Below are 19,294 nucleotides of genomic sequence, written 5' to 3' on the forward strand. Positions count from 1 at the left end.
GCTGGCCAGCAACCACGGCCGGCCAGCGAGCAGGCGAGGAACAGAGGCGATGCAGCATCCGATAGCGCCCAGACTGGCTCTGATAGGCATCTCTGGTCGCTTGCCATAGGACTTTGAGAAAGCCCTGCCCATGCCCTTGTGCCCTTGACATGCCTGCGGCTGAGTGCTAGACTTGGCACTCGATGGGTCGGAGTGCTAGGGTGTCTAGCGCGCAAATACATCTGCCGGGGCTAACGTCGCGGCAGAAGCTGGTCCTGCGCCTGGTGGTGCGGGAGTATACCCGTTCGGCAACTCCGGTCAGCTCCAAGGTGTTGGTGGATCAGTACGGGCTGAAAGTCAGCTCGGCGACCATCAGGAACGAACTGGCGCGGCTGGAGGAATTGGGGCTGCTCACGCACCCTCATACTTCCGCCGGGCGGGTGCCCACCGATGCCGGCTACCGGTACTTCATCGAGTACCTCATGCCGGAGCGGGAGCTACCCCTCACCGAGCGGCGCAGAATCAGCCATCAGTTCCACCAGTTGGGCCTCGAGTTGGACCAGTGGCTCCAGCTTTCTGCTGCCATACTGGCCGACACCGTCCGCAATGCGGCTGTGGTCACCGCACCCAGGGGGCCTCAGGTGCGCTTCAAGCACCTGGAGCTCATCTCGACCTACGGCAACTCCGTGTTGCTGGTGTTGGTACTGCAGAACGGCGTCGTCAGGCAGCACGGTCTGGTGACGCGCCAGCCCGTGTCTCAGGAGGCGCTCAGTCAGGTTTCCGATCGGTTGTCGGCTCTCTGCCGGGGCCTCCAGGCCCATGAGATCGAATCGCTCACGGACGAGCTCACGGCCTTCGATCGGGAGGTGCTCCAACTGGTTGCCGCCTGCATGCGCGATCTGGATCGGGCTGCCAGCGTGGAGGCCTACCGAGAGGGCTTGCGACACCTACTGAGCCAGCCCGAGTTCGCCGACAGCACGGCGGTGAGCCGGGCTATGAGCCTTCTGGAGAGCGACTGGCTGGCCGCCAGCATCCTTCCGCAGGTGACTGCCACCAACGGCGTGACCGTTCTGCTGGGCCATGGCGGCGAGGGCGCGAACGTGGGCGAGTACGGTCTGGTATTGTCGCGGTATGGGGTACAGCAGGAACTGGTGGGAGCGTTGGGCGTCCTGGGCCCCGTACGCATGAACTACGAGACTGTCATCCCAGCGGTCCGCTACATGGCATCACTGCTGAGCGAGCTGATTTGGGGTCTCTTCGGCCCCGGCGAAGTAGATGGGCTCGATCTCGAAGGTAAGGCGGGCCAGGGCAAAGGGGAGGTTGCCAGTAATGGTTAGTGACGCTGATCAGGAAAGCCTCGGGGCGGCGGAGATGGACGCTCCTGCCACCGAGGAGCGCGTGTGCCAGTTGGAGCAGAGAATTGGCGAGTTGGAGGCCAGCCTAGCCGAGGCAGAGCGGCAGGCGAAGGAGTACCTGGACGGCTGGCAGAGAGAGCGAGCCTCCTTCGCCAACTACCGCCGGAGGATCGAAGAGGAACGCACCTCCATCTCCCAGGCGGCACTGGAGGATTTCATCTGCCAGTTTCTGCCCCTCCTGGACGACCTGGAGCGCGCCTGCGGCGACATCCCGGAGGAGCTTGCAGGGCATCCCTGGGTCGAGGGCGTGCGCATGGTGGAGCGAAAGTTCCGCCAGTTGCTGGAGAGCCTTGGGGTAGAAGAGATCGAAGCTGAGGGCTGCAAGTTCGATCCCGAGGTACACGAGGCCATCACCCACGAGGAGGCGGAGGGCTTTGCCGAAGGCGACGTTATCGGTCAGGTGTTGAAGGGATATCGCCTGGGCGATCGCATACTTCGTTGCAGTGTGGTTCGGGTGGCAAAATCCAGTTAGCAGGCGCTCGGGCGCAGCTGCCACCGCGCTCGAGCGGAGCAGTACGACACGAAGTGAGACCAATTAGGTAAGGAGACTGAGTATGGCTAGGATCATCGGAATTGACCTGGGCACCACCAACTCGGTGGGCGCCGTCATGGAGGGCGGAGAGCCCACCATTGTGCCCAGTGCCGAGGGGGGACGGCTGTTTCCCTCGGTGGTGGCCATTAACCCCAAGACTGACGAACGCCTGGTAGGCCAGTCGGCCCGTCGCCAGGCGGTCACCAACCCGGAGAACACCATCTACTCCATCAAGAGATTCATGGGCCGCAAGTACAGCGACCCCGTGGTGCAGCAGGCCATCAAACGCCTGCCCTACCGCGTCGCGCAGGCTCCCAACGGCGATGTGCGCGTGGTGATGGGCGGGAGGGAGTACTCGCCGCCGGAGATCTCGGCCATGATCCTGCAGAAGATCAGGGCCGACGCCGAGGCCTACCTGGGCGAGTCCATCACTCAGGCCGTCATCACGGTGCCGGCCTACTTCGATGATGCCCAGCGCCAGGCAACCAAGGACGCCGGGCAGATCGCCGGCCTCGAGGTGCTCCGCATCATCAACGAGCCCACCGCAGCCGCATTGGCCTACGGGCTCGACAAGAAGAAGGACGAGAGAATCGCTGTCTACGACCTAGGTGGGGGCACTTTCGACATCTCCATACTGGATGTCGGCGATGGCGTGTTCGAAGTCAAGTCCACCAACGGCGATACCTTCCTGGGCGGAGACGACTTCGACCAGCGGGTAATCGATTGGGTGGCGGACGAGTTCAAGCGAGAGAACGGCATAGACCTCCGCCAGGATAGGCTGGCCCTGCAGCGCCTCAAGGAGGCTGCCGAAAGGGCCAAGATTGAGCTGTCCTCAGTCATGCAGACTGAGATCAACCTGCCCTTCATCACCGCTGACGCCTCCGGGCCCAAACACCTGCAGATGACCTTGACCCGGGCCAAGCTGGAATCTCTGGTAGCGGACCTCATCCAACGAACCATAGAGCCCTGCCGGCTGGCCCTAAAGGATGCCGGCTACACCGTTGATCAGATAGACGAGATCGTCCTCGTCGGTGGGCAGACCCGAATGCCCGCGGTACAGGAAGCCGTGCGCAAGTTCTTCGGCAAGGAACCCCACAAGGGCGTCAACCCCGATGAGGTCGTCGCCGTGGGGGCTGCCATCCAGGCAGGCGTGCTGGGTGGTGAGGTCAAGGACGTATTGCTTCTGGACGTCACTCCCCTCACTCTCAGCATCGAGACGCTTGGCGGTGTGGCCACGCCCATCATAGAGCGGAACACCACCATTCCCGTCCGCAAGAGCCAGGTGTTCAGCACCGCCTCCGACGGCCAGACTCAGGTGGAGATCCACGTGGTCCAGGGCGAGCGACCCATGGCTGCCGACAACAAGACGCTAGGCCGGTTCATACTGGACGGCATTCCCCCTGCGCCCCGAGGCGTGCCTCAGATCGAGGTCACCTTCGACATAGATGCTGACGGCATCCTGGGAGTCTCCGCCAAGGATAAGGCCACCGGTCGGGAGCAGAAGATCACCATCAAGCCTTCGAGTGGCCTGACCAAGGAAGAGATAGATCGTATGGTTCGCGAGGCCCAGGCACATCAGGCCGAGGACCAGCGACAGCGAGAGCGCATCGAGGCCCGCAACATGGCCGACTCGCTGATCTACTCGGCGGAGAAGAGCCTGCGCGACCTGGGCGACAAGGTTCCTGCGGACGTGCGGCAGGACGTAGAGAGGAAGGTGGAGCAGCTTCGCTCCGTCATGCAGGGGGAAGACACCCAGGCGATCCGGAACCGTACGAACGAGCTTTCCCAGGCCATGCAGCGCATCGGTGCCGCCATGTACGAGCAGTCTCCGACGGGCCAGGCCGAGCGCGGCCCTGACGGCGGCCGGCAGGGAGCCGGCCAGCCGGACGAAGACGTGGTCGAGGGCGACTTCACGGAAGCCTAGATTGGATCGCGGGAGAGGAGGCGGGTATACTGAACCCGCCTCCTTTTCATGCAGTGGAGTATGGCAGACACCAGGGACTACTACGAGGTGCTCGGGGTCCCGCGCAACGCCGATCCCGAAGATATACGCCGCGCGTACCGCCGCCTGGCGAGAGAGTATCACCCGGACGTAAACCGGTCCCCCGAGGCAGCGGAGACGTTCAAGGCCGTCAACGAAGCCTACCACGTCCTCAGCGACCCTGAGCGGCGCCGTGCCTACGACCGCTTCGGGCAGGCGGGCCTATCGGGGATGAACGGGTTCGAGGGCTTCAACGGGTTCGGTGGCCTGGGCGACATCTTCGAAGACCTGTTCGGCTTCGGCATGCGCACCTCGGCCCAGGCCCGGCGTGCCCCTCAGCGGGGTACCGACCTGCATTACTCCCTTCACCTCTCTTTCCGTGACGCCGTGTTCGGCACCACACAGGAGCTCGAGGTAACGCGGCTCGAACCGTGTGACCGTTGCGGGGGTACTGGCGCTGAGCCAGGCACATCGCCCACCCGCTGTCCTACCTGCAATGGCACCGGTGAAGTGCGGCGGGTGCAGCAGACGGTCCTAGGGTCCTTCGTCAACGTCAGCACCTGCCCCAGCTGTGGAGGCCGGGGCGAGGTGGTCACCACGCGCTGCTCCCAGTGCGTCGGCGAGATGCAGATCCGGCGCACGCGCACTATACAGGTCAAGGTGCCGCCCGGAGTCAGTGACGGCACCCGCATACGCCTATCTGGCGAGGGAAACGTGGGCCTGAACGGCGGCCCCCCAGGCAACCTGTACGTCACCCTTCAGGTGGAGGAAGATGCTCAGTTCCAGCGACAGGGAGATGACCTGATCCTGGAGTGGCCCATAAACGTGGCTCAAGCGGCGCTCGGAGCCACCGTGGAGGTGCCCACGCTGGAGGGTGAGGAGAGGCTCCGAGTGCCTCCTGGCACGCAGAGCGGCCGCGTCTTTCGGCTGCGGGGCAAGGGTGTCCCTCATCTGCAGCGCCCGGGGCGGGGTGATCAGGTAGTAATAATACGGGTGCTAACGCCTACCAATCTGAACCCCAGACAGCGCAAGTTGATGGAGGAGCTGGCCGAGAGCCTGGGCGAGAACAACATAGCCAAGGATGAGCCCAGCTTCGTGGAGCGCATGAAGGGCGTACTCGGCCTCTAACGGCCAGCCGCGCCAGGAGACCGGCCGTGAAGTGGGTGGAAGTCAGTGTGGCAGTGGGCGGAGAAGCCGCCGAAGCTGTCTCTGCCTTTCTCTCCCGCTACGGTGCGGTGGCCGTAGAAGAGGTTCGTGCTGGCCCCAGCAATGGGTCCTCTCACGAGCCAGCTGTGACGGTGCGCTGTTACCTCGAGGCCCGTCGGGCGTCCAAGCACCGGCGCGCCATCGAAGAAGGTCTGTGGCACCTTTCCCAACTGCTTCCTGTGTCCTCACCCGCCTTCCGCTGCCTCACCGAGCGCGACTGGACTGACGCGTGGAAGGACCACTTCCCCGTCCTCCATGTGGGGGAGCGTATTGTCATCGTCCCCACCTGGCGCCAGTATCAACCCCGCCAGGGAGAGGTCGTGGTGGCCGTGGACCCTGGACTGGCCTTCGGCACCGGCCTGCACCCAAGTACTCAGCTCTGCCTCTCGGCTCTGGAGAACTACCTGCGCCCGGGCGACCGGGTGCTAGACGTGGGCACGGGCACCGGCATTCTGGCCATAGCGGCAGCCAAACTCGGTGCTGGCAGGGTCGAAGCGATGGATGTGGAGCCAGCCGCCGTCCAGGCAGCCACTGACAACGTCCGCATCAACGGAGTGGGGGATCGAGTGAGCGTATCCCTGGCCTCGGTGATCCCGGTCGAGGCCCACGATGGTCCCGACCCCTCCATCTACCGGAACGGGCCGCACGACCTGGTCCTGGTGAACATCATCGCCGAGGTCATCGCCGAGATGGCACCGGTGCTTCTCGGGCTCACCCGCCCGGGAGGCATCATCATCGCTTCCGGGATCATACTGGAACGCGAGCACTTGGTCCTAGAAGCCTTCACCGGCAAGGCCACGGTCACAATGCGGAGCCAGGACGGAGACTGGGTCGCCCTGACGCTGCGCGTTCCCGCCGGGTAGATCAGTGTCCGCCCACCGCTTCTTCGTCCCGCCGGAGACTCTGGCCTCCAGCGAGATCACTCTGGGACGGGACCTGGCTCACCGCGTCGGCCGGGTACTCCGGCTGCAGGTGGGCGACCGCATCTCCCTGCTGAACGGCCTAGGCCGGGAGGTAGAAGCTGAGATTCTCTCTATCAGTCGCGATGCCGTGCGCGCCCGAGCCCTGGGAGTCACCTGCCCCAACACCGAGCCCCGCCTGCATCTGGTGCTCTATCAGGCCCTGCTGCCCAGCGATCGCTTCGAGTGGGTCCTGGAGAAGGGCACTGAGATAGGGGTGGCTCGCTTCGTCCCCCTCGTCACCACCCGCTGCACCGCCCGTCCTCCTGCCGGTGACCTCGCCCGCAAGAGGAGCCGCTGGCAGGCAGTGGTCAGGGCTGCCGCCGAGCAGAGCCATCGCGCCCTGCTCCCCGAAGTGACCGCGCCGGCCACGCTGCAGGCGGCCTTGGGAGGCCTGAGCGGGCCCGGTCTGCTGGCCTGGGAGGACTCGCGCCGCCCCCTGAAGTCAGCCCTCCCAGAACTCGCCACTCAGGACGTGCTGGCGCTGTTCGTGGGCCCCGAGGGTGGCTTCACCTCCGAAGAGGCGGAGGCAGCCCAGGCCGCCGGCTTGACCATCGTCTCCCTGGGCCCGCGCATCCTGCGCGCCGAGACGGCGGGGCCCGTCCTCGCCGCCCTGGCCCTCTATGCGGCGGGTGAGCTCTAGACAGGGACGGCCAACAACCGACGGGCGACCCAGGAACCTCCTGGGGCTACAGCCTTACCAGTGAGGCGAACCAGGAAGTGCGCCCTCATCGGGTCAGCGGTGCTTTTGGGCCTTGCTCCTGTGCTCGACACAGGGCACCACGATGATGCCAGCGTTCGTGTCTGTGTCCAGGAACAGGCGCCAGTCTCGCACTCTCAGCCAGTAGCCCGTCTCGGGCGCCCGCAGCCGGGCCCCATCTCCCTGACCCGTCTCCGCCAGCCGTCCTACGGCCTAGGTAACCTATCTGGCAACCTGCCCATCCAGTCGGCGCAGGCTCTGGCGGGCTGGGCCCGTACGGGTGACGCGCAGGGTCATAGCCCAAGCTGCCGCAGCACTTCCTCTGCCGACACCAGGTTTCGCTCTTCGGCAGCCCGCCTGCTCTCGGCGATAGCAGCCGAAGTCTCCTCGCTCAGTTCGCCTTCATCGTCCTCGTGCGCGCTTTCGAAGGCAGCCAACACCGGATCCTCGCAGGTCGCCAGCCGGCGCAGTATGTGCACCAGGGCAGTCAAGTCCGCGTCAGGCACCCGCTCCACGAGGAGACGGGCCTCCTCCCGCTCCTCTACGCGCGTGATGCTCACACGTCCTCCTATCCTGCCTCATTCCGCCGGGCACCGCGCTACCCTCCGAGCTCAGATCTCCGCCCGAGTCGGCAACCGGTAGGCCCTGTGATGACATCCTACCACAGCCGTCTCGGCCGGTGTGCCCGACCCGCTCTCCGCAGCGCTCACATCATGCCCTCGCACCGCCCGGGACAGCGCTCCATCGGGGCCGGTCGCCCACCTACCTGCGCCTCTGAACCCTCGCCGCCAACCCGCGCGACCGCCCCAGGGTCGGAAGCGCGCATCACGCGCCGCCCGTCACCTCCCCCAGCCGCTCCAGCATCGCCCGGCGCATCACCTCCATCGGTGCCTTCCGCCCGGTCCAGAGTTCGAACTGCCGGGCCGCCTGGTGCACGAAGTGCCCCAGCCCCGACACCGTGCGGCAACCGGCCCTGCGAGCCTCGCGCAGGAGCCGCGTCTCCAGGGGGTTGTAGACGGCGTCGTACACCACCAGCCCAGGTCGGAGCATCTCCGCCGGGACCACCGACGCGTCCGCCCGCGGATGCATCCCCACGCTAGTGGTCTGGAGCAGCAGATCGGTAGGCACGCTGGCCATCTCCTCCAGAGGCACGAATTCTGCCCCCACCTCCTGGGCCAGGGCCCGACCCCGGCTCTCGGTTCGGTTGGCGATCACCACCCTCACCCCGCGCGCCGCCAGCCCATGCGCCAGCGCCCGGCCCAGCCCACCTGCTCCCACTACCAGGGCTCGCATGTCCTCTAGCCGCGACCCGGCCGGCAAGGCTTCCTCGATGCTGATCAGCGCGCCGGCCACGTCCGTGTTGTACCCGTGGAATCGTCCGTCGCTCACCACCACCGTGTTGACCGCCTGCAGCCGGAGGGCTAACGGCTCGACCTCGTCCATGGCGGCCACTACCGCCTGCTTGTGAGGGATAGTGACGCTATAGCCACGGAATCCCAGAGGCGTGAACTCCCGCAAGAAGGATACCGGCTCCTCCACCAGCAGGGGCACGTACACCGCATCCAGCCCGCAGTGAGCGAAGGCGGCGTTATGCACCGCCGGGCTCATGGAGTGGCCCACCGGGTTGGCCACCACCCCATAGAGATCAGTGGCGGGCGTGATCGCTCGCACCCGGTACATGCCCACCATGTCAGAAAGGGGCACCTGGCCGGGTGCTACCTCCGCTCCCTCCTCGAGGGCGGCGAAGGTGAGCAGGGCACCATAGCGGCCGGCCAGGATGCGGCTGATTACGCCCGCCTCGCCCATGGCCAGGGCGATCGTAGGCCGGTCCGCCCTCTGCAGCAGCGAGAAGACCTCCAGGTTGTCCTCGATTCGTCTTGCTGTCACCGCGACCTTGACCGTGTCCGCTCCCATCGCCGCCAGATCGTCGTAGATGCGGGACAGTGGTCGGGGCAGGCCCTCAAAGTCGTGGTAGGAGGCGATCATCTTGCTGTGCCCCTCCCGGGCCAGCCGGTGCACCACGTCGTGCTCTGCGTCCACGTACTCGGCGCCGAGACGCATGGCCCGCCCCAGAACGGCCAGCCTATCCTCCTCGGCCCCCTCGAACCTGCCTCCGGCACGCCTGGGCCTGCAGGTCACGATGACCGGAAGGGGGCGCTCGCAAAGCAGAGCCTCCAGGTCGAAGCCGGGTATTAGGTCCAGCCGCAGCTCGACCAGGTCGGCCCCTCCCTTCGCCGCCTGGGCCACCGCCCGCAACGCTCCCAGCATGTCCGGCGCCGCAATCGAGACGCAGATCATCGTTCCCCGTTCGTCCAAGCCTCCCTCCTGTGCCGGCCACCCGGCTCCCATCATTGAGTCAATCTTACCCGTGGCCATGGGAGCAGGCCAAAGACCCCCAACTGCGCCGGCGGTCTTCCGCCGCCCTCTGTTTCCTCCTGAGGGTCGGCCTCCCCCAGCTCAGCACGTCTGAGCATTGGCGGCCCGCTGGCAACATCTGTAATATGTGGCCCTGTTCGCCAACTCCGCTGCCCTCGTGGCGTCCAGCTTCTCGGCCGCCACCTGCAGTGCCAACACCTCGGAGGCGACTGTGGAGGAGATGACGTCGCGTCAGCGCATGCTGGCAGCCATTGGGCACCAGCCTGTGGACCGGGTGCCCGTAGCCCCCTTCGGGCTGGGCCGCCTGGACCCTGCGGGCGAGGTGGCTGCCGAGCTGATCGAGAAGACCGATCCTTTCATCCTGGCCCCAGCCGGGGGCAATCCGTTTCTGGGCGCCGACCCGGACATCTCCGTTGTTCAGGATGGCCCCGATACCATCACTGTGTACCACACCCCGACAGGGGACCTGACCCGCGTCTTCCATCGCACCGAGATCACCGGGTATACCACCCAGTTCCCCTGCCGCTCGGCCCAGGACCTCGATGCCTTCATGGCCATGCCCTGGAAGCCCGCAGTGGTAGACGTGGAGCCTTTCCTGCGCCGCAAGGCCGAGATCGGCCAGGATGGCCTGGTGCTCGTCAGCATAGACAACGGCATCTGCCTCCCGGCTACCATGATGTCCCCGGAGGACACCTGCCTGCTCTGGGCTGAGGCTCCCGCTTTCATGCGCGACGTGGTCGCCGAGGCGAGCCGCCGCGTGGAGGATTTCGTGCGCCGAGCCTCCGCTCAGGGCGTGGACGCCTATCGCATCATCGGCGGCGAGTACGCCAGCGAAATGCTCGGCCCTCGCGCATTCTCCGCCCTGATCACCCCCTTCGATACTTCCCTCGTGTCCCTCATCCACGAGTGTGGCGGAATTGCCCACTACCACAATCATGGAGACGTAGACCGCTACCTCGAGCTCCTAGCCGATCTGGGAATAGACTCCCTCGATCCTCTGGAGGTGCCCCCCTTCGGCAACGTGGACCTGGGCGACGCCATCCGCCGCATCGGGGATCGCGTCTGCCTGGTAGGCGGGCTGGATGACATGGAGGTACTGGAGACCAGAACGACGGACGAGGTGCTGTCGCTAGCGCGGGACACATTGAGGAGAACAGGAACACGAAGCTTCATGCTGGGCGGCACTAGCTCGGGCATCTACATCGAGCGGGCGGCCCGTCACTTCATAGCCCTGGTGGACGTGGCGCGGGAGTTCGCCGGCTACGAAGTCGAGAGGAGCGCCACATGAGCCAGAGCAGCGGAGTTCGCTGGCGGCTCGCCGTTCCTCCCGAGGTCGAGACCGAGTATGTAGGCACCACGCTGGGCGACTATTACACCCGCGCCGACGTGGCCGTCCACACCCAGATCCGGGCCCGCGAGCTCTTCCAGTCGGCCTATGGAGTGGATGTCGGGGGCGTCGCGGTCCCCGTTCCTGCGTACGTGGGCGTGGCCTCGCTGGGGGCCAAGCTGGTGCTGCCCGACGACCACCCACCGATGGTGGCTAACCTGGGCCGGGTCCTGGCCGACCGCGACTCGGTGCTGGCGCTGCGACCGGCCGTGCCAGAGGCAAGCGACTGGCTGCAGCGCTATCTCGCCATGCGAGAGGAAATGGGCCGCATACTGGGCAAGCTTCCTCCTCTTGGCGCCGGCCAGGAGGGCCCCATCACCTCGGCCGTTCTGCTGCGCGGGGACCGTTTCTTCCTCGATGTCTTGGACGACCCCGAGGTGGCCCATCACCTCCTGGGGGTAGTCACCCAGACGTACATCAGCTTCGTACGCTACGCGAGACGCATCAACGGCCAGCCCGAGACCGGCAACACCGGCATCGCCGACGACATGGCCGGCATGCTCCCACCTGCCTTGTGGCCGGAGTTCGTGCTGCCCTACTGGCTGCGCATCTACGAGGAGCTAGGTCCCGGTCGCCGCAGCGTTCATACCGAGCTGTTACGCCCCGACCACCTTCGCTTCCTTCGGGAACTTAGGATAGACGCCTACGACCCCGGTAACGACCAGTACCTGCAGGTCGAGGACGTCATCGGCCTAGTAGGCCACATGGACGTGTCCTGGAACCTGCACACCGTGCGGGACATGCTCGACGGCACCCCGGCGACCATACGCACCACCTACACCGCCGCGGTGGATGCCGGCATGCGCCACATGATGACGGAGCTGTGCCGGCGCACACCCCGGGAGAACGTGGCGGCGTTCGTCGAAGTAGCCCGGGAACACGAGTAGCAGGGCCGCTGGGGCTGGAGCCCGTGCCCGGCTTTGACCGCCGCTCCCACGCGGTGCTATCCTCCTACGGCAGTGGAACAGTGGAGGCATAGCTTGGTCGTCAAAGGATTACCCCGCCCGTCGCGCGCCCTCGGTCCCTCGCAGGCTACGGCGCCTTACCTGAGCCGAGCCCTGCTCGCCGTAGAAGGGCGGTTGCACTCGCTCTATGCCCGGCATAACCCCGGAGATGAGCGACGCCGCCTCGCCAGCATCGCCGCCGCTACCGACGCCCAGTCGCCCCTGTGGGACGAGTTCCTCCAGATCACGTACCTGGAGAACGTCCGCGAGGGCTTGCGCTCCACCCTGCTGGCGCTGGACCAGCAGCACGGGAGGCATCCGTGAACACCGCCGAGTTCCTGAAAGCCCTCACCGAGGCGTCTGGCGTCTCCGGCTACGAGCATGAGGTCCGCGGCCTGGTCACCGCAGAGTTTGGCCTGCTGTGCGACGAGGTGAGCACCGATGCCATGGGAAGCGTCTGGGGCATCAAGCGGGGCTCCCCTGGCGAGCACCGGATCATGCTGGCCGGCCACATGGACGAGATCGGGTTGATAGTGAAAGCCATCGACAAGGACGTGCTTCGGTTCACCCAGGTAGGCGGCTTCGACGTGCGCGTCCTGCCTGGCCAGCCCGTATGGGTCCACGGCCGTCAGACCATGCCCGGGGTGATAGGTATGCGGCCGCCGCACGTGATGTCGGCCGAGGAGCGCGACAAGGTCCTCCCCATGGAGGACCTGTTTGTTGACGTGGGCCTTACCGCCGACCAGATCGGCGGCCAGGTTCGCGTGGGTGACCTGATCACCCTGCGGCGCGGTTACGTAGAGCTGAGGAACGGGTTCGTCGCCAGCAAGGCCATGGATGACCGTGCTGGAGTGGCCGCGCTCCACCATTGCCTTCAGGTGCTCCAGGGGATGCGCCAGCGGTGGGATGTCTACGCCGTGGCCACGGTGCAGGAGGAAGTGGGACTCCGAGGGGCCATGACCAGCAGCTACGGGGTGGAGCCCCAGGCGGCCATAGCGGTGGACGTGACCTTCGCCCGCACGCCCGACGTACCTGAGATGAGAACGATCGAGGCGGACAAGGGACCGGGCATCGCTCGCGGCCCCAACCTTCACCCCGTGATGTACGAGCGGCTGGTGGAGACAGCCAAGAAGCACGAGATACCTTACCAGTGCGAAGCCATACCAGGCCGCAGCGGCACTGACGCCTGGGCCATACAGGTGTGCCGCGAAGGAGTACCTACGGGCCTCCTGGGGCTGCCACTGCGCTACATGCACACGCCGGTCGAGACCCTATGCCTGCGGGACGTGGAGCGCTGTGGCCGGCTGATGGCCCACTTCATCGCCGACCTGGACGACGCCATCCTGGACCGCTTCAGGCCCGCGTTGCCGGAGGAATGAGAATGGACATCGCCTTCCTGCAGACCCTCTCCGAGGCACGCGGCGTGTCGGGCGACGAGGGAGAAGTCCGAGGCCTGCTGGCCCGCTCGCTCAAGGGCACCGTGGACGAGTTGAGGACCGACACCATCGGCAACCTCATCGCCCTGCGCCGGGGCACGGGCCGGTCCTCCTTGCGCGTGATGGTAGTAGCCCACATGGACGAAGTGGGGCTCATGGTCACAGGTGCCGACGCCAACGGCTTCCTGCGCTTCCAGCCCGTGGGTGGCATAGATCCTAGAGTCCTGCTCGCCAACCGAGTGCTGGTGGGCAAGGACAGGATCCCGGGCATCATCGGGGTCAAGCCGGTGCACCTCACCGAACCGTCCGAGCGCAAGAACGTCATCAGGGCCGACCAGCTCTACATTGACATCGGAGCCAAGAACAAAGATGAGGCTCTGGGCGCCGCCCCCATGGGGGAGTACGTCACTTTCGATACGCCCTTCCACTACCTGCAGGGATGCCGGCCTGAGGACCGTCCTCCCGTGGGTAGGGCGAGCGGCAAGGCTTTCGACGACCGAGCCGGTTGCTTCGTCCTGGCCTCCCTGCTGGAACACCAGTTCGACTTCGACTTGTACGGCGTCTTCAGCGTCCAGGAGGAGGTAGGACTGCGGGGGGCCAAAACGGCCGCCTATGCCGTTGCCCCTACCTTGGCCTTTGCCCTGGAAGGCACCGTCTGTGACGATTCGCCCAAGGAGGACGACGTCAGCCCCACCACCGTCATGGGCCGGGGCCCGGCCGTCACCGTCGCCGACGCCAGCGTGATCTCGGACCGGCGCCTGGTGGATCTGCTCGTGCAAACCGCCCTCGGCGAAGGGATACCGTACCAGATAAAGCAGCCCAACATCGGCGGGACCGACGCCGGCGCCGTCCACCTCCAGCGCGAGGGCATTCCCTCGGTGGCGGTGGCCGTGCCCTGCCGGTACCTGCACTCGCCCGAATCGGTGCTAGACCTCCTGGACCTCCACCACGCTGTGAGACTGATGGAGGCTGCTCTTCGCCGCCTGCCCGAGGCCTGGACCTCGTCGTAGGACCGGCTCGCCAGGCACGACGCCGGCGCGGCCCGTGCGTTCGCCCGTGACGCCCTAGCATGGGGAGGATCTCGTGAAGGATACACTGTGCAAGCTGAGCCAAGCCTACGGCCCGTCCGGCAACGAGGGCCAGATAAGAGACCTGATTCGCAGCGAGGTCGAGGGCCTGGCCGACGTGGTTACCGTCGACGCCCTGGGCAACCTGGTGGCCGTCAAGGGCAGCGGCGGGCGGCGGGTGATGCTGGCCGCCCACATGGACGAGATAGGCATCATCGTCAGCCACATTGATGAGAAGGGCTTCCTCCGCTTCGGCACCATCGGCGGGGTTCGTGCTCTGGGCCTGGTGGGCAGCCGGGTGCGCTTCGCCGACGGCTCCACTGGCGTCATCGGAGTGGAGAAGCTCGAAGACGGGGACAAGATACCCGCGCTATCCAAGCTGTTCATAGACGTCGGCGCTCGCAGCCGGGACGACGTGCGCGTGAAGGTGGGCGACATCGCTTCCATGGATCGACCCTTTGGCCAGTGCGGCAGCCGCTTCATCGGCAAGGCCATGGACGACCGGGCCGGATGCGCTGTCCTAATCGAGACCCTGCGCCGCCTGGACCGGCCCCGGAACGAGGTCCACTTCGCTTTCACCACTCAGGAGGAGGTTGGCCTGCGTGGCGCCACCACTTGTGCTTACTGCGTGGACCCTCAGGTGGCCCTGGCTGTAGATGTAACCGGCACAGGCGATACGCCCAAGTGCCCTGTGATGGCGGTGTCGCTGGGTGAGGGCGCGGCTATCAAGGTCCGAGATGGCGGCATGCTCGCCCACCCGGCGGTGAAGGATCTGCTCGTGGCCCGGGCCGAGGAGAAGGGCATCCCCTATCAACTGGAGGTCCTCGAGGGCGGGACCACAGACGCGCGGGTGATGCAGACCACTCGAGCCGGAGTGCCCACTGGAGCCGTCTCCGTCCCCTGCCGCTACATTCACACTCCCTCCGAGATGATAGACGAGCGCGACGCTGAAGCCGCGGTCAATCTGCTCCTGGCCTTCGTGGAGAACGACATCTCCCTCTGAGCCTCTCCGACGCCCTCGGGCTATGCCCACGGCTGGGTTGAGGCCGGCGGCCGGGTCTGCCTGCCGGCCTCCCCCTGCCTGAGGTCAGATGCCCGGTCGTTTCGTTCCGGCGGCAACACCTGCGCCTGGTCAGGCCCAAATGGGCAACGACGGCGCACTGGCTTACGCTGTCGGGGGCCCCGCCGTGCACGGTGCGTACCCGCCGGCCGACCGTACGGCGCTGTGCGCCCGCCCTAGACGAGCAGGGCGAGAGAGGACAGCTTCGGAAGCGACGTCGAATCGGAGGGACGTCGTAGCTAGAGCTCGGCCTGGCCTATGGTATAATGCCATCGAGAGCTCCGATCAGGACCAAGGGAGGTTTTTTGATGGTCCCGGTTACCATACAGAGCGTCAGAGTTAGCCTGGTGTCCCAGCAGCGGGTGGTCATTCTGGGCGAGCAGGGAGGAAACCGGTACCTCCCCATCTACATAGGAGCCTTCGAGGCCGACGCCATCACCATCCGCCTGCAGGGGGCAGCTCTGTGGCGGCCCATGACGCATGACCTCCTCCTGCGTTGCATCGGGCAGCTGGGGGGCGAGGTGCTGCGCGTGGTGGTGACCGATCTCCGCAGCGACACCTTCTTCGCCAACATATACGTTCGGCAGGATGGCGAGGAACAGGCTATAGACTCACGTCCTAGCGATGCCCTGGCCCTAGCCGTACGGGCCGGCGTGCCCGTGTTCGTCAGCGAGTCGGTCATGGAGCAGGCGGGCAACGAGCCCGACCCTTCGCCCTGGATCAACGGCATCCGACCCGAGGTCGCTGATGAGGAAGACATGGGCGCCTTCCGCGACTTCATAGACTCGCTGGACCTGGGCGACCTAGACCAGTGAGCCTTCGCCAACGAGCTTGACCCATGCCTCCGGAGCGTCTGCCGCCACAGAACGTAGAAGCCGAGCAGTCGGTGCTCGGCAGCATTCTGATAGACCCCGACGCCATCATCAGGGTGGCGCCTTTCCTGCGCCCGGACGACTTCTACCGCGAGGCTCACGCCATCATCTACGCGGCCATCCTCGCCCTGCACGAGCGCCGCGAGCCGGCCGACTTCGTGACCCTCAGCGACGAACTGGAACGACGTGGGCAACTGGACCAGGTAGGAGGCGCAGCCTACCTGACGACCCTTCTCAATAGCGTCCCTACCGCCATCCACATCGAACATTACGCTCACATCGTCGAGCGCAACTCCACCCTGCGGCGGCTGATAGACGCCGCCTCCCGCATCGCGGGCCTTGCCTACGACTCCGAAGAGGCAGACGCCAACGAAGTGGTTGACCGAGCCGAGCAGATCCTGTTCAGCATCAGCGAGCGGCGTCTGTCTCGGGAATTGGTACCCATCCAGGAGGTGCTGCGCGCCTACTACGAGCGCATCGGTTACCTCTACGCCCACCAGGGCGAGATGATCGGCGTGCCCAGCGGGTTCGCCAAGCTGGACCGACTGCTCGGGGGGATGCAGCGCTCCGACCTTCTGATCCTGGCCGCGCGCCCCGGTGTGGGCAAGACTAGCCTCCTCCTGGGGATCGCCGCCGCCGCCGCTCGCCGCTTCCGCCAGCGCGTGGCCATCTTCTCATTGGAGATGTCCAACGAGCAGATCGTGCAGCGCCTGGTGGCTGCCGACACCGGAATCGAGTCGCAGCGACTGCGCACTGGGCGTCTTACGGCAGAGGAATGGCCCCGACTGGAGCACAGCGTGAGCAGCCTGGCGGGCTTGTCGGTCTTCATGGACGATACTCCCGCCCTGACCACCTCCGAGTTCCGCACCAAGTGCAGACGGCTGGCAGCCGAGCACGGCGTGGACCTGATCACGGTGGATTACCTCCAGCTTATGCAGGGCGACCACCGCACCGAGAATCGCGTGCAGGAGATAAGCGCCATCTCCCGCACCCTCAAGCAGGTAGCGCGGGAGCTTAACGTGCCCGTCCTGGCCGCCTCTCAGCTCTCCCGAGCGGTCGAGTCCCGTCACGACAAGAGGCCCATGCTGTCCGACCTCCGCGATTCCGGAAGTATCGAGCAGGACGCCGACGTGGTGATGTTCATCTACCGCGATGAGATGTATAACCCCGACACCGATCAACCCAACATAGCCGAGCTCATCGTGGCCAAACATCGCAACGGTCCTACAGGAACCGTGCCTCTCTTCTTCCGTAGCGAGCTGGCACAGTTCTTGGAAGTCGAGATGAGGGTAGAGCCCCTCGATTACTAGCGCCGCCATCATTGCCTGCACCGACCCCGGCGACGCCGGGGGGCCGGCATTCTTCTGGAGCTGCGGCCATCATGTCCACGTTTCCGGGCTTCCCCGGCGGCGGCCTTGCCGTCGTCTCCGTTCCGGATCTGTTCTTCGTCGAGTTGCTGCCTCAGATAGACGACCTGGCGGAGCTTAAGGTCACCCTGCACCTGATGTGGCTCCTGCAGCGGCGCCGAGCTGAGCCCCTGTGGGTCAGCCTGGCCGAACTGGAGCGCGATGGGGTCCTTTTGCGGAGTCTGGAGTGTCTAGGCCGCAACACCCGGGAGTGCCTGCGCGAGGGATTGCGAAAAGCGCTGGAACGTGGCACTCTCTTGGAGGTAAGAGGCACGACTCCCACCGGTCCACGGAACTGGTATCTCCTCAATACGGAGCGGGGTCGGCGGACTCTGGAACGAGTGCGAGCAGGCGAGCTGTCTGTACCGGATGCCGACGTGACTGCCGAGGAGCGGCCTCTACCTCAGAAGCCCAACATCTTCGTGCTCTATGAGCAGAACATCGGGCCTCTCCAGCCCATCATCGCCGACGAGCTGGAGGAAGCAGAGCGTTCCTACCCGCAGCAGTGGGTCGAGGACGCTTTCCGCGTGGCAGCCCAGCATAACGCCCGCAACTGGCGTTACGTCCGCAGCGTGCTCGAACGCTGGCGACGTCAGGGGCGGGACGAGACCAGCCCAAGTGATCAACGTGACCGAAGGCGCTACCTCTCAGGCGAATACGAAGAGTACCGGCGGCTCTGACGCCTGCCCTCATTGCCGCGGGCTCGGGTTCGTCACTCCCGACGTGCCTCCGGGCGACCCGGAGTTCGGCAAGGTGTATCCCTGCCAGTGCCGCCAAGAGGTCCTGACTGCCCGCCGAGCCGACCGCCTTCTTCGCCTCTCCAACTTGGGCCTCCTGGCCCAGAACACCTTCGACAACTTCCATCCCGAGGGCGTCGCTCTGAACGCGAGCGACCGGCGCAACCTGCGCAACGCCTATCAGACCTGCAAGGAGTTCAGCGCCCACCCCGAGGGCTGGCTGCTGATAACGGGTACCTACGGGTGCGGCAAGACTCACTTGGCGGCTGCCATCACCGTGACCCTGGTTGAGAGAGGGGTGGCGGTGCTCTTCCAGACGGTGCCCGATCTCCTCGATCACCTCCGCGCTACCTATGGGCCTCGCAGCGCCGTAGGCTACGACCAGCTCTTCCAGGACGTGCGTGAGGCGCCCTGCCTCGTCCTCGACGATCTGGGCGCCCAGAACACCACTCCCTGGGCGCTTGAGAAGCTGTACCAGATACTGAACCACCGCTACAACAACCGGCTTCCCACCGTCATCACAACCAACGTGCCCCTGGAGGAACTGGATCCCCGGCTGCGCTCGCGCCTGACCGACGAGGCCCTGGTTCGCAGAGTGGCCATCACCGCGCCCGACTACCGGGGCTCCGGTGCCACTGGCCCCATCAGCGACCTCAGCACTCTCTCTCTACATGCCGACCAGACATTCGAGAGTTTCGACCTGCGTGCCAGGGAACTGGATGCTGATACCCGCGAGAACCTGAGTTGCGCCTACGCCGCTGCCCGTCAGTTTGCCGAGGAGCCCCAGGGTTTCCTCCTCCTTCAGGGCGATCACTACTGCGGGAAGACGCACTTGGCCGCTGCGATAGCCAACGCGCGTCAGGCCCAGGGACTGCAGGCCCTGTTCGTCGAGGTACCCGACTTGCTGGACTACCTCCGGGCTGCATTTGAACCCTCAGCTCTTGTGTCGTACGATAAGCGACTGCAGCAGGTCCGCCGTGCCCCCCTCCTGGTTCTAGACAACCTGGGCGTGCAGAGCTCCACACCGTGGGACGAGAAGCTGCACCAGCTGTTCAGCTACCGGTTCAACGCCAGGCTGCCCACCGTTATCACCACCAGCTTGACCCTGGAGGATATTGATCCACGCCTGAAGGTGAGGTTGATGGATAAGTCGCGCTGTCTCATCGTCCCTATCGTAGCTCCCCCCTACCGTGGCCGTTCCCGTTCTCGGGCCAGTCGGGTCCGCAGGCAGGTCTAG

General features: G+C 65.7%; 18 protein-coding genes. 16 read left to right on the forward strand and 2 right to left on the reverse strand.

All coding sequences use genetic code 11. The features are described from left to right. The first annotated feature begins 200 nt into the window (after positions 1 to 200). The 6 genes from hrcA to HPY83_00030 all read left to right on the forward strand — a co-directional run bounded on the left by hrcA (position 201) and on the right by HPY83_00030 (position 6,715). On the forward strand, positions 201 to 1,316 hold the full coding sequence (hrcA, locus tag HPY83_00005) for a heat-inducible transcription repressor HrcA (GenBank protein NPV06325.1): 1,116 nt from the start codon (positions 201 to 203) through the stop codon (positions 1,314 to 1,316). Then, on the forward strand, positions 1,309 to 1,866 hold the full coding sequence (locus HPY83_00010) for a nucleotide exchange factor GrpE (protein ID NPV06326.1): 558 nt from the start codon (positions 1,309 to 1,311) through the stop codon (positions 1,864 to 1,866). The genes hrcA and HPY83_00010 overlap by 8 nt, the downstream gene beginning before the upstream one ends. 82 nt (positions 1,867 to 1,948) lie before the next feature. Then, positions 1,949 to 3,850, forward strand: coding sequence for a molecular chaperone DnaK (gene dnaK, locus HPY83_00015; protein ID NPV06327.1), 1,902 nt, complete (start codon positions 1,949 to 1,951; stop codon positions 3,848 to 3,850). A gap of 60 nt (positions 3,851 to 3,910) precedes the next feature. After that, on the forward strand, positions 3,911 to 5,035 hold the full coding sequence (dnaJ, locus tag HPY83_00020; protein NPV06328.1) for a molecular chaperone DnaJ: 1,125 nt from the start codon (positions 3,911 to 3,913) through the stop codon (positions 5,033 to 5,035). 26 nt (positions 5,036 to 5,061) lie between these two features. Next, positions 5,062 to 5,976 carry a 50S ribosomal protein L11 methyltransferase gene (gene prmA, locus HPY83_00025; GenBank protein NPV06329.1) on the forward strand — a complete coding sequence of 305 codons (915 nt, stop codon included), beginning with the start codon at positions 5,062 to 5,064 and terminating at the stop codon, positions 5,974 to 5,976. 4 nt (positions 5,977 to 5,980) lie between these two features. After that, positions 5,981 to 6,715, forward strand: coding sequence for a 16S rRNA (uracil(1498)-N(3))-methyltransferase (locus tag HPY83_00030; GenBank protein ID NPV06330.1), 735 nt, complete (start codon positions 5,981 to 5,983; stop codon positions 6,713 to 6,715). A gap of 350 nt (positions 6,716 to 7,065) precedes the next feature. On the opposite strand, the gene HPY83_00035 is transcribed toward HPY83_00030, so the two are convergent. Next, positions 7,066 to 7,332, reverse strand: coding sequence for a hypothetical protein (locus HPY83_00035; protein NPV06331.1), 267 nt, complete (start codon positions 7,330 to 7,332; stop codon positions 7,066 to 7,068). A gap of 265 nt (positions 7,333 to 7,597) precedes the next feature. Continuing rightward, positions 7,598 to 9,088, reverse strand: coding sequence for a shikimate dehydrogenase (aroE, locus tag HPY83_00040; GenBank protein ID NPV06332.1), 1,491 nt, complete (start codon positions 9,086 to 9,088; stop codon positions 7,598 to 7,600). 271 nt (positions 9,089 to 9,359) lie between these two features. Here aroE and HPY83_00045 point away from each other — a divergent pair, with 271 nt between their 5' ends. The 10 genes from HPY83_00045 (at position 9,360) to HPY83_00090 (ending at position 19,294) form a co-directional block, all read left to right on the forward strand. Next, complete coding sequence (locus tag HPY83_00045) at positions 9,360 to 10,436, forward strand: hypothetical protein (protein ID NPV06333.1); 1,077 nt, start codon at positions 9,360 to 9,362, stop codon at positions 10,434 to 10,436. Beyond that, the gene (locus tag HPY83_00050) at positions 10,433 to 11,422 is read left to right on the forward strand and encodes a hypothetical protein (GenBank protein NPV06334.1); all 990 of its coding nucleotides are present in this window, start codon (positions 10,433 to 10,435) and stop codon (positions 11,420 to 11,422) included. Before HPY83_00045 ends, HPY83_00050 begins: the two co-directional genes overlap by 4 nt. Before the next feature lie 93 nt (positions 11,423 to 11,515). Next, entirely contained in the window at positions 11,516 to 11,803 is a 288-nt protein-coding gene (locus tag HPY83_00055; GenBank protein ID NPV06335.1) for a hypothetical protein, read from the forward strand. Next, positions 11,800 to 12,858 (forward strand): M42 family metallopeptidase, encoded by a 1,059-nt coding sequence (locus tag HPY83_00060; protein ID NPV06336.1) that lies wholly within the window; start codon positions 11,800 to 11,802, stop codon positions 12,856 to 12,858. Before HPY83_00055 ends, HPY83_00060 begins: the two co-directional genes overlap by 4 nt. Positions 12,859 to 12,860: 2 nt before the next feature. After that, positions 12,861 to 13,925 (forward strand): M42 family metallopeptidase, encoded by a 1,065-nt coding sequence (locus HPY83_00065; protein ID NPV06337.1) that lies wholly within the window; start codon positions 12,861 to 12,863, stop codon positions 13,923 to 13,925. Between the two features lie 73 nt (positions 13,926 to 13,998). Further along, positions 13,999 to 14,985 (forward strand): M42 family metallopeptidase, encoded by a 987-nt coding sequence (locus tag HPY83_00070; protein ID NPV06338.1) that lies wholly within the window; start codon positions 13,999 to 14,001, stop codon positions 14,983 to 14,985. Between the two features lie 365 nt (positions 14,986 to 15,350). Continuing rightward, positions 15,351 to 15,857 carry a bifunctional nuclease family protein gene (locus tag HPY83_00075; protein NPV06339.1) on the forward strand — a complete coding sequence of 169 codons (507 nt, stop codon included), beginning with the start codon at positions 15,351 to 15,353 and terminating at the stop codon, positions 15,855 to 15,857. Between the two features lie 23 nt (positions 15,858 to 15,880). Next, entirely contained in the window at positions 15,881 to 17,224 is a 1,344-nt protein-coding gene (gene dnaB, locus HPY83_00080; protein NPV06340.1) for a replicative DNA helicase, read from the forward strand. A gap of 71 nt (positions 17,225 to 17,295) precedes the next feature. Further along, positions 17,296 to 18,000 (forward strand): DnaD domain protein, encoded by a 705-nt coding sequence (locus HPY83_00085; GenBank protein NPV06341.1) that lies wholly within the window; start codon positions 17,296 to 17,298, stop codon positions 17,998 to 18,000. After that, positions 17,939 to 19,294 carry an ATP-binding protein gene (locus HPY83_00090; protein NPV06342.1) on the forward strand — a complete coding sequence of 452 codons (1,356 nt, stop codon included), beginning with the start codon at positions 17,939 to 17,941 and terminating at the stop codon, positions 19,292 to 19,294. Before HPY83_00085 ends, HPY83_00090 begins: the two co-directional genes overlap by 62 nt.

The organism is Anaerolineae bacterium (assembly GCA_013178015.1).
In the GTDB taxonomy this organism is placed as follows: Bacteria; Chloroflexota; Anaerolineae; order DRVO01; family DRVO01; genus Ch71.